This window comes from Verrucomicrobiota bacterium, assembly GCA_027622555.1.
In the GTDB taxonomy this organism is placed as follows: domain Bacteria; phylum Verrucomicrobiota; class Verrucomicrobiia; order Opitutales; family UBA2995; genus UBA2995.
The window spans coordinates 1-11,330 of record JAQBYJ010000145.1; the positions used below are offsets into that span (position 1 = coordinate 1).

An 11,330-nucleotide genomic window follows, 5' to 3' on the forward strand; every position below is an offset into this window, starting at 1 on the left:
GCATAACCCCCAGTTTAACTGTAACCTATGTGCCCGGTAAATGTGTTACCGATGCGGCCGGTTTATACCTATGACCCCATTGGTTCTCCCCTCCACCTGGCGAGACCACGTGGTATCAAAGGTTTTCTGTCCTACCCTTCGGCTAGGACCGCACCGCGATTGATCGAAAGTGAGATTATAACCCTGTGGCAGTACCGAGTCCTTGGACGACAGCGAAGCGAACAACAACCACAGGGTACCGAGGGACCACGTCCCGACACATACAAGTTCTAGCAGATTATACTCTATTAAGAAACTTCGACCGCGGAAGAACTCTCCGATCGCTACTCCAGATGATCACCGATGCCATTCCCGTTCTTGTCTGTAACGCCGGAGAGGGGGTGCTCCACCACCGCCGCCCAGGCGATTTCACGGAAGATTTTGTCCATGTCGGCGTCTAGGAAACCTGGTTTCTGGTCGAACTTGATAGGTGCTGAAATAAGTTCAGGGGATTTACCGTAGAGCGTGGCGTAGAATACATAACCCTCCAGGCGGTCGAAGCCGGGGCCCAAGTGGCCGCGTTGGTCTGCCCAGATAGAACTTTCTTTTCCGCCAATCACCTTATACAGGCCTTCGACACCGGGAAGCTCTCCCCGCTTGAACCGCTTGGCCGCCTCCGTCATGGCAGCGCGCGTAGGCAGGATGTATACTTCATCGGTTGTTTCGCGCAGTGTTTTCACGAGACCCGCAAAACCCGTGTTCGCGACCTCGTTGAGTTGGTCGAAGACCTCATCCGTAAAGAAGGATTCTGATTCCGGGTTTCCTTTCCGTTTGAAGACCATCTGGACCTGAGAGAGCGTGGGCCAGCCGTCGATGACAAAATACTTCATGCCAGGATTGTATTGTTCGCAGAAATCGATCCAGCTCGTGTAGAATTTCGGACGATCTCCGTTGTAGGGCCCCCAGATCATCGCCTCCCATTTCGCGTTGGAAATAGCGGCCAGGAGCTTGGGCAAGGGCTTGCCGTCAAATTCGAAAATGCCGTTTTCCTGCTCCCACTTGTAGCTCACGCTGCCCGTGCGCCCGCCGCCATTGTGCAAGGAAAGCGGCTGCTCGAAACCAGCGGCCCGGGTGATGGCGGGCAAAGTTCTATAGCCGGGTGCGGTAAAGCTGTGGCCCGTTCCCACGATGCGTAGGATACCGTCGGCTTGCTCGGGAAAGGACATGGCGTCGCTCGCTTCCGCGTAGGTGCGCCCCGCCTCGCCCCGCTTGTAAATCGCCATGATCTCTTCGGGCGTTTTGAGACTGACCGCGTGCGGTGGAAATTCATCTTCCTCCCATCCAGGATCGAATGTCGGTATCGCTTGCGCGGCTGCGGCCTGACGCGCATTGCGCTCCGCGTCTCTCTGGGACTGTTGGCGGGCGGCCTGATACTCCTCCTCGGTCAGTTTGCCATCGCCATTCGCATCCGTTTCCGGAAAACGTTCGAGCAGTTGTGCCAATCGCGCTTCGGAAAGCTGTTGGGCTTGGGCCATTGAGAACGGCGCGGCTACCGCCAGAGAGAGGATCGCGAAGAGAAGGATGGGGCGTTGTTTGTTCATGGGTATACGAATCCGTTGATTGAGCTTCGAGGCATTTTCAAATAAAAGTAAGTGGGGGAGAAATACGGGGTCATATCTTCATTATTGACAGAAAACAGGGGTCAGATTTGGGAATGGAGGACCGGATTCATTAATTCAGTACGTTGGGGATTGGAGTTGATAAAAGGAGCTGAGTGGAAGAAAAGGAAGAATTTTGTCAATAATGAAGATATGACCCTGTTCCTTATGCCCTTAGCTTCCTGAATGTTCCCGGAATCTATTCCCAACAATCCGGATCGGTCCAGATCGGCACCCTTTTGCTTTATTTGTAAAATTGCCTCTTTCTTAAACTCTTTAGAACCGTAACACCACCCCTTACTTAATTTATCAAAGGCCAAGGTCTTCTTCCCAGGTTCGTTTTCTGCCAGAAACTTCAGGTAATCCAGGTATTTTTTATGAGCATATTTGCTATCCTTGATACCACCAATGGCAGACAACACGGCATCCATGTTCAGAAATCCCGGCCGGGGCTTTTTCAGATACCAGGACAAACTGCTCCATCGGTATTCCCCGACCTGCTCAACCGATTCAATACCGGCTCTTTGAGGATTGAGATGAATATAGCTTGTCACAGGTGCAAGGGCTTCAGGTTCGAGGAGGATCCCTTTAAAACGGCCCTGGAACGGTCGTCCGGTTCGACGTCGAAACCGGTTGTTGCGCATCACCCAAGTTCCCTGCAGCCATTTCATACCGAGACTTAGATTCGGCTCTGGAGTTTCCACCGCCAAGTGGAAGTGGTTGCTCATGATTACATAAGCGCTCAGCTTCCAATCAAAGCGTTCGCAGGCTTGTACCGAGCAACTTCAGTTGCAACACATCTACAAGCGTAGCGCAGAATAACAACAAGGTTCTTTCAAACGCCTCTGCCGCACCCCTGGCTAAAAAGATTTTGGATTGGAAATTACCACTACCGAGCAACGCAGTTGCGACATGACCACGAGAGCCCATTAATAACGTGATAACACGCTCCAGGGTACTCTGCTCTTAACTTCCGTGCCATGCGGATGAAAGAAGATGCTCAATTGATTTATGTCAATAATGAAGATATGACCCCATATGCGCCATACAATTGATTTATGTCAATAATGAAGATATGACCCCATATGCGCCATAATGACCCCATATGCGCCATACTTATTCTCTACCACCTTATTCTCTACCCCCCAGGCTCATGGTATCAAAACGGATTTAACGATTTCAGCGGAATGCATGGTTTCAAAGGCGGTGTGCCACTCTTCGAGGGGCCAGACCCCGCCGATGACCGGATCGAGGTTCAGTTGCCCGGTGGCCAGGAGCTGCAGGACGCGTTCCCAGATGGGCCAGTTATGGCTGAAGCTACCCCGCAGGGTGATGGCTTTCTGGACCAGCGGATCGAGGGAAAAGCCCAGGGGCTGGTGGCCCCAGCCGACCTTGCTGATCCAGCCTGCCGGGCGGGTGATTTTCAGGGCGATTTCCAGCGTTTTGGACACACCGGCCGCGTCGATGACGCCATCGACTCCCAATCCATCGACGGCGTAGGCCCAGTCTTCCAGGCCATCCACAAGGGCGGTGCAGCCGTAGGTTTCGGCGACCTTCAGCCGTTTGCGGTCCGTCTCCAAGCCCACCACGGCCACCTCGGCTCCGCAGAGTTTGGCCATGGCGGCGCAGAGCAGGCCAATGGGGCCGGGCCCCATCACGGCGACCCGGTCGCCCGGCTTGATGTCGGCATGGTGGATGACCGCGTTGTAAGCGACACAACACGGTTCGGTCAGGGCGGCTTTTTCAAAGGCCAATCCTTCCGGGATGCGGTGAAGGCACCGGGCCGGAACCCGGACGAATTTCGTCATCGCTCCGTTTACCCCGTATCCAAAACCTTTGCGGGTGGGATCAAGGTTGTAGAGTCCTTTCCGGGTCATGGGATTGTTGGGGTCGATGACGGCCGCGGTTTCGCTGACCACGCGATCGCCTTCCTTCCATCCGATTACCCGACTGCCGATTTCGGCGATGACTCCTCCAAATTCATGGCCCAGCACGACCGGATAATTGACCGGCCAGCCGTGTACCGCCTGCCACTGGTGGAGGTCACTGCCGCATACGCTGACGGCCTTGACCTGGAGAAGCACATCCTCGTCGCCGATGGTAGGCTTCTCGAGCTCACGGAGTTCGACGGCTTTGTGCTTGTTCTGGTAATTGACGACTGCGGGATGGAACATAAATTATAGGTGAGTAGTGAGAATGGGATTGTGACAGCACTCGATTGCTGGGAAAGCCGTTGTCTTTCGGAGGTTTGGGTTATATCGCATGCTCGGAAGCCAGAACCACCCTACCAGTTTCGGACACTCCATGAATCATTACACTGTGCAGGATTACTAATTTGAACCGAGGTGTGAGAATTAATTGATGGGAACATCCCCATAGGCGTGCACGGCGTTGCAAATTATCCGCAAAGAGGCTTCCAGATCGCCTTCGGCCGTTTTGAAGGAATCGGCGTCGATGGTCAAGGGGGCTCCGAGCACCACCAGGGGGGCACCGAACTCAGGGGTCCTGATCGCTTGCTCTATGGTTAGGCCTCCCACCGCCTGAACGGGCACATGGACCGCCTGAACAATTTCCCGCAGTTGGTCGAGAGGATTGGGCATGCGCTCCCCGCGGGCGGCAATACCGCGGCGTTCGTCGTAGCCGATGTGATGAATGACAAAATCGCAGCCGAGGTCGGCCAGCAGTTTGGCGCCGTCGACCATGTTACTGCTGCCCAGGTTGTCGCCCATGATTTTAATCCCCAGGTCCTTACCTGCCTTGACCACGCAACGAATGGTTTCCTCATGGGCCTGCGACATGACGACGACGTGGGTGGCTCCGGCTTTGGCCATAAGTTCCGCCTCCAGCCAGCCCCCGTCCATGGTTTTCAGGTCGGCCACGATGGGCGTATCGGGGAAACGGCTACGCAGTGCCTTGACGCCATGCATGCCTTCGGCGATAATGAGCGGGGTGCCGGCCTCCAGCCAGTCGACCCCGGCCCGCATGGCCATTTCGGCGGTGGACAGGGCTTCCGCGATTTCTATGATGTCGAGGGATATTTGAACGATGGGTTTCATGGAGTTATTCTACAATTCGTTTTACGCTGGATCATTGTGATATAAAGGCATGTATGTCAGCCATCTGTTGAGGATTCAAAACCGCTTCGAGGCCTTCGGGCATTTGGGAGCGGCCTGTTGAGGACATTAATTGGATTTCGGATCGAAGAATGATCTGTTCGTTTCCATCCAAACCGACGAGTGTGACACTGTTTCCGGTTTCATTCTGTAACATCCCCAACAGTGCCGTTCCATCCTTTAATCGAAGGTCATAAAGCAGGAATTTGTCCTCTACCGCCTGATTGGGTAAAATAATTCCTGTCAGCAAGGCTTTAATGGAATTATCCGTCAAGGCCGCAAGGTCGGGACCCACGGGACGGCCAATACCCTTCACCTGGTGGCAAACGGAGCAGAAGGAGGTGAACCAAAGGCGGCCCTGTTCTGGATCACCCCGCATTTTATAGGTGGCTTCATACTTGGCAAGTATTGCATGTCGGTTCTGATTAACCTCACCCCCGAATACTTCTTCGGCCCGGTTCCGGACGGCGGGAAATGGTGATTTGAAAAGTCGATCACGGTGTGCCACATCCACTGCTGAAGCAGGGATCAGGCCTGATTCGACCGAATCAAGCAGGACGCGGGTCAATCTGGTATGATTGATCATGAGGTTTAGAACCGAGGATCGAAGCGTTGGACCAAATTGACTCCAACTCTCGACAATGATATTCTCAGCCTTACTATGATTTATTTCCCCCAGCCGGCTAACCGCGGCCATTTGAAGCTCTACCGGTGTTTCCGGTAGAAGTAATGCGGACAAGCTGGGCAATCCGCTGAGGTTTCCGCCGGGGTCCTTACCGAATACCGCTATGGCCCCGATGCGTTCCTGGATGGGGCGTTTCCCGTCACTAACAATTTCCGGGGCGGATGCGATAACGGAGGCACAGGTTTGAAGTAATTCCTGCAATTCCGGTGAGCTTTTCTCCGCCAGTTCTTCCAGTGAACTTTTCCTGACTTCCAAGGCTCTCAGCAATTGGGCCACTCTTTCAAATCGGCGTTGACCGGGAGTATCCGGATGGAGTGCGCCGCGAAGGAGTTTTATTAATGCGGATTCGTGTTCAATTCCCAAAGCGATGGCCATCAAATCGGACTCAAATGTCGGCGATGGCATGTTTCCCGTTTCGCCTTGGATAGCCACCAGATTTTCCAAATGCGGAACTGCGGAACTTAGGGCTGAGGCCAAAAGATAAGGATCCTTTCCATGAAGGAGGACTAGTTCCGCTAATGCCGCACCAGCCCTTTTCTGGGGCCATTCTCCCAGTGTATACGCCAATTGTTGTAACAGTGGAGGATAATTTTCTTTCACCAGTGAGATCAACTCATCCAAAAGCCAGGGGTAAGTTTCCACAAAGGATTCACTGATGCGAACCGCGTGGCGGCGAATTTCGGGTGACTCATCGTTCAAAGCATGGGCTAGAATTTCTGGACGCAGCTTACCCAGACCGTCCAGTGTGCAAAGGGCATGCAATCTTCCAAGTTCGCTTGCCGGATTCTGAATCAACTTTTCAAGTTCCGGAATCGCCCTGGGGCTTTTTTGCTCGATGATCAATTGTTGAGCCATGTCCCTCTGAATCCCGTTGGGACTGCTTAGGACTTGGACCAGTTCTGGAGTGGAAAGCGAATTCAATCGGGGAATGGAACGCACCGGATTGTGTCTGGGCACGACACGGTATATGCGTCCCAGGTTACTGCCCGCTCGTAAGTCTAGAACAGCCAGCCACTCTTCGGGAATCCATTCGGGATGTTCTATCACATAGCGGTGCATGTCCACCACCCAGAGCGCGCCATCGGGTCCTGTGCGCGATACTGTTGGCCGGAACCATGTGTCGGTCGAGGCAAGGAATTCGGATGTTTGCTCCGTTGCTGCGCGGGAGCTGGAAAAAGTGGTTCCCATAGGCCGCATGACTTGGCGATGTACCAGGTTGTGGACGGATTCACTTACGAAGGTGTTCCCATAAAATTCCGGACCCAAAATGATATCCCGGTAAATATTTAATCCGCAGGCACCGGTGATTAGGTGATCAGCACCTGCATTGTTGTAGCGGCTCTCCACCTTGCTGATCCTGAAAATAGGAGGTGCATAGGGGATTTCAGGAACCAAAACCACTCCCTGGGGATAAATGACAAAGGGATTGCGGCGCAGGTATAGATCCGAGAGGACGAAGTGGAAATTAGGTTTGGAGTTATTGCAACCAAACCAGTTTCCCCAGTCGTCCCTGCATCGGCCGTATTGAGTGCGACCGGTAAGAGTTTCAATGTCTCCCGTATCGGGTTTGATTTTGAGGTCCCGTCCGGAGATATCGACTGTTTTTCCAGATTTGAGTGATCGAATCTGCCCATTGCTGTCCCCATTGGCCATGTGGATCCAGTTATCCAATCCGAAACTTAGGGTGTTAACAAGATGTTGGGAGTTCCCTTTTTTAAACCCGGTATATAGGGAATTAACGGAATCGGCGATTCCATCGCCGTCGGTATCCTCCGCATACAGTATGTCTGGTGCCGAAGTAACAAGGACTCCATTGCGCCAAGCTTTGACTTCGGTAGGATAAAGCAGCCCATCCAAAAACACTGTCGATTTGTCGTAACGCCCATCACCATCCAGATCCTCCAAATAGCGAACCCGCCCTCCAGGTTTGCCGTCCGGACCAACTCCCGTCGGATAGTCCCCCATTTCCACGACCCAGAGTTTTCCATCAGGTCCCCAGTCGATATTAATGGGATCCTGGACCAAGGGCTCGGCTGCGGCCAACTCCACTTTGAAACCTTGGGGAACTTGAATGCTGGCGACAGCTTCCCGCAGGGGAAGCGGATCGGGCATTAGAAAATCGGAAGGGATCGGGTCTCCCGCTTTGTATGCAGGCAAATGGTAAAAGGGTAAGCATGCAATACAGAATATTGTGAAGCTTCTTTGTTTCACGGTTCGGGTTGGCGATGTATAACCTTAGCTTAATATCCAGCCATCCGGATATTCCTTGCGCAGCAATTGATTGGCATTGGGCAGCTTGGTAAATTGCATTCTCTTGGAATCAAAATGCAGACGTGTTCCCATTCGCGATGCGATGTTGCCCAATTGAACCATTTCGGTGAAGGGACCAGCATAACTGAAATCCGAGCTGGCTTTCCGGTTTTCCTTTATGGCGTTCGCCCATTCGTTGTGGTGATCACCTTTGATTCGGCGGATCGTTTTTGGTGGTAGCGATTCCTTTAACTCCTCGAATTTTTCCGACGGGGATATACGAACGCTTCCCCCGTATTCGTCACTGATAATCACGGCTTCCTCTCCAATGATGAACGTGCCACTGCCACGTTGCGGACGTTCCTTTTCGGGAACGGATGCAGGAAGGGGTGGCTGCAACCGGCCGTCATACCATTTGTAAAGAACCTCCGGCATTTTACCCCGGGACGGAAAGTGGTAGGTGACCATCGACGCCTGAGGAAAGGAAACGCTGGATAGGGGTGTCGCCGCCGCCTCCAGCCAATCCGGATAACCTAGATCCAAAGCCCAGTAGGCGACATCCATGATGTGACAGGCCATATCTCCAAAAGCCCCCGAACCATAATCAAAATAAGCCCGCCAGTTGAACGGCAGGTAAGCGGGGTCGTAGGCGCGTTTTTTCGCCACCCCTTGCCACAAATCCCACTGGAGCCCGTCCGGGATTTCAGGAGCGCCTTGCGAATGGTCCGGAGCTTCCATTCCCTGGGGCCAACCGGGCCGATTAGTCCAGGAATGAACCTCTCTTACTTTGCCGATCACTCCGGCCTGTATCCACTCACGGACAGAACGGGTTCCACTGTTCGAGTGGCCCTGATTACCCATCTGAGTGATCACCCCTGCTTTTTTGGCCGCCAGCGTCAACAGGCGCGCTTCTTCCACGGTATGGGTCATCGGCTTTTCACAATAGACATGTTTCCCCAGATTTACCGCTGATAGAGCAATGGGAAAATGCATGTGATCCGGGGTCGTCACAACCACCGCGTCGATTTTGTCGGCCATCTTTTCGAACATGACCCGGTAATCATTGAACCACCGCGTACCCTTTTGTTTTATCTTGGAGAGATTGCCCGAGAATTCCTTGCCCCATTGTCCCTGGGTATTGTAGGGGTGGGTGGTAAACGCGGATTGGTGGACATCGCAACAAGCAACGATATTCTCCTCCAAAAGGCTTTGCAAGGCGACCCGGCCCCTCCCGCCGACGCCGACCAAGGCGATGTTGAGTTTTTCACTGGGGGCAAGCTGGTTTGGGGATTGTCCGACAATAAAACTGGGAACCACCATAAGCCCGGCCCCGATGGCGGAGGATTTCTGCAGGAAATCCCGACGGGGAATCGATACTTTTGAATTTTTCATGCGTTTCATCTTTTTGAATTTTGAATTTTTAACACCGTTTCGAGCTGTATTTTTCTCCTGAATTTAATTACCGGGAACCTTCCATTCCGGTGGCGCTTTGAAACCGGGTGTTGGGTCCACATACGGAGCGATGGCGTTGGGAGGTTGCAGCGAGCGGAACTCCAGCAAACGCTCATACATGGAACTCACACGTTCGGGAAACTCATGCGCCAGATCCACTGTCTCGTTGGGATCCTGATCGATCCGGAACAGGAATTTCCGTCTATGGGAATCGTTTAGGTTTTGGTTGATAATATTGGGTCCTTGGACAACCAACTTCCATGACTCGGCTGTCGTCAGGGAGATTTGTTCATGCTCCTCTCCCCGCGAGCCTATGTAATTGAACACATCCCTGTCCGTATGTGTGCGCTTGCCGGTTAGGATATCAAGTGCGCTGATTCCGTCCAAAGGTTTTCCATGTGGTTGGGTCACTCCGGACAACTCGATCAAAGTAGGCAGGACATCCACGACGGCCAATCTGGCCTCGCTTTTTGTTCCCGCAGGAACTTTGTCCGGCCACCGAACGACCGAGGGCACGCGGGTTCCTCCTTCAAATACATCTCCTTTTCTGCCCCGTAATGGCCGGTTGTCCCCCGCATCGGAGGTGCCACCGTTGTCTGAAAAAAACCAGACCAGGGTATTGTCGGCAATACCCGCCTCATCGATGGCCTGGAGAATGCGGCTAATCCCTTGATCCATGCAATCCACCATGGCGGCATAGGTCGGTCTGAACTGCTTGTTAGTGGTATTGGCAGGCAATTCCGGTAGTGAGCGATAGCGATCGATATCTTCCTCTTTTGCTTGAAAGGGGCTGTGGGGAGCGTTGAACGGAACATAGCAGAAAAAAGGTCCTGCATTCGCATGTTTCCGGATGAAGTTGGAGGCGGCATCGGCGATAAGGTCTGTGGCGTAGCCTTCATCATAGTAGCTTTCCTCATTCCGGTGCCAGTCCAACTCTCCATCGCGCTGGTGGGTAAAATAATCGATGGCACCGTTGTAGTGGCCCATGAACTCCGTAAAGCCGCGCCGGGTGGGTGTGTATTTGATGTGGGTGTGCCCCAAATGCCATTTTCCGAAGATCCCCCGATGCTTATAGCCCGCTTTGGCCAACACCTGGGGTATTATCACTTCCTCCTCGTCCATGGAAAAGTTTCTATGGGGCGGGATTGCGGCCTTCATCAAACCGAAACGAATGGGATAACGCCCGGTCATCAACCCGGCCCGTGTCGGTGAGCAAACCGGAAACACATAAAAGCGGTCCAACACCATTCCCTCTAGTGCGAGGCGGTCTATGCCCGGCGTGGAAATAGGGCTCCCGTGAAAACCCACATCTCCCCAGCCCATATCATCGGCTACTATAATGACGATGTTGGGTCTTTCGAGAGCAGGGGAATTTTTTGCACAGCTCGCACCGAATACGGCGAGGCAGAGCAACGCGAGAAAAGCATGGGAATTTCTATGCATGGAGTGACTATTATGGTTGGGGTTGTCCGGAAAGGTTAATGCTTACCCTGTCATTTCCATTTTTAGTTATTAATAAGCAGGAGTGATTGACGCAGTGAATCCGCTGTTTGCCTCAGCACGGTTTCGGCGGGCATCGTTCTAAACTCAGCCAACATAGGCTCCACCTGGACAGGACCGTCATAGCCGATTCGCACCAAGGCACCGAGGAATGTTTTCAGGTCAATGACTCCCGTGGTGCCTGGGAGGGCGCGTGGAGCATCGGTCAGTTCGTCGATGGGTATTCCGGCGGGAGCGTCTTCCAAGTCACAGGAAATTACATCCGATCCTTTTAACTGAAGGATATCCGCTTCCGTTTCACGCGCGTTATGCCAATGAAAAGAATCCAGGACGACTCCGACATTGGATTTTCCCGTTTCCTCGATCAGTTCCAACATTTCAGCCAGCGTGAAGATGAACGTGTAGCGGCCCGAAGTCCTCAGGTGCCGGGTGGCCACATACTCGAGTCCCAGGCGCAAACCAGCATCATCAAGAATACTCGCCACTTCCCGAACTCTCCGGACATAACGGCGGAAAAGCATGCGGTAGGTCAGGTGGTCGTGTCGCGGTGTGATATAAGTGCGGATACGTTTGGCTCCCGCCCGACCCAACACCTCCGCCACGTTTGGGAGTTCGTCGATACCACGCCGGTATTCCTCTTCCGAATCGGTGCGGATATTGACCGTTAGCCCCGGGGCTCCCCATTGGAGATTA

At 53.2% G+C, this 11,330-nt stretch carries 7 protein-coding genes and 1 pseudogene; all 8 read right to left on the minus strand.

Annotated elements, in window-relative coordinates; all coding sequences use genetic code 11:
• Positions 1 to 323: 323 nt before the first annotated feature.
• Positions 324 to 1,580, minus strand: a complete 1,257-nt coding sequence (locus O3C43_22495; protein MDA1069263.1) for a hypothetical protein — start codon at positions 1,578 to 1,580, stop codon at positions 324 to 326.
• A gap of 101 nt (positions 1,581 to 1,681) precedes the next feature.
• Positions 1,682 to 2,398 (minus strand): annotated as a pseudogene (locus tag O3C43_22500) (hypothetical protein).
• Positions 2,399 to 2,788: 390 nt separating this feature from the next.
• The gene (locus tag O3C43_22505) at positions 2,789 to 3,811 is read right to left on the minus strand and encodes a zinc-binding dehydrogenase (GenBank protein MDA1069264.1); all 1,023 of its coding nucleotides are present in this window, start codon (positions 3,809 to 3,811) and stop codon (positions 2,789 to 2,791) included.
• Between the two features lie 180 nt (positions 3,812 to 3,991).
• Positions 3,992 to 4,693, minus strand: a complete 702-nt coding sequence (locus tag O3C43_22510; protein MDA1069265.1) for an orotidine 5'-phosphate decarboxylase — start codon at positions 4,691 to 4,693, stop codon at positions 3,992 to 3,994.
• A 31-nt stretch (positions 4,694 to 4,724) separates the two neighbouring features.
• Positions 4,725 to 7,592 (minus strand): c-type cytochrome, encoded by a 2,868-nt coding sequence (locus O3C43_22515; protein MDA1069266.1) that lies wholly within the window; start codon positions 7,590 to 7,592, stop codon positions 4,725 to 4,727.
• A gap of 78 nt (positions 7,593 to 7,670) precedes the next feature.
• Positions 7,671 to 9,077, minus strand: coding sequence for a Gfo/Idh/MocA family oxidoreductase (locus O3C43_22520; GenBank protein ID MDA1069267.1), 1,407 nt, complete (start codon positions 9,075 to 9,077; stop codon positions 7,671 to 7,673).
• 63 nt (positions 9,078 to 9,140) lie between these two features.
• The gene (locus tag O3C43_22525) at positions 9,141 to 10,580 is read right to left on the minus strand and encodes a sulfatase-like hydrolase/transferase (GenBank protein MDA1069268.1); all 1,440 of its coding nucleotides are present in this window, start codon (positions 10,578 to 10,580) and stop codon (positions 9,141 to 9,143) included.
• 62 nt (positions 10,581 to 10,642) lie between these two features.
• Positions 10,643 to 11,330, minus strand: a 688-nt coding sequence (locus O3C43_22530; GenBank protein ID MDA1069269.1) for a TIM barrel protein, incomplete at its 5' end; no start/stop codon positions are given.

Bases quoted from the DNA above. Each gene is read 5' to 3' on its own strand.
- O3C43_22520 (MDA1069267.1), bottom strand. From the start codon at position 9,077: ATGAAAAATTCAAAAGTATCGATTCCCCGTCGGGATTTCCTGCAGAAA.
- O3C43_22525 (MDA1069268.1), bottom strand. From the start codon at position 10,580: ATGCATAGAAATTCCCATGCTTTTCTCGCGTTGCTCTGCCTCGCCGTA.
- O3C43_22495 (MDA1069263.1), bottom strand. From the start codon at position 1,580: ATGAACAAACAACGCCCCATCCTTCTCTTCGCGATCCTCTCTCTGGCG.
- O3C43_22505 (MDA1069264.1), bottom strand. From the start codon at position 3,811: ATGTTCCATCCCGCAGTCGTCAATTACCAGAACAAGCACAAAGCCGTC.
- O3C43_22510 (MDA1069265.1), bottom strand. From the start codon at position 4,693: ATGAAACCCATCGTTCAAATATCCCTCGACATCATAGAAATCGCGGAA.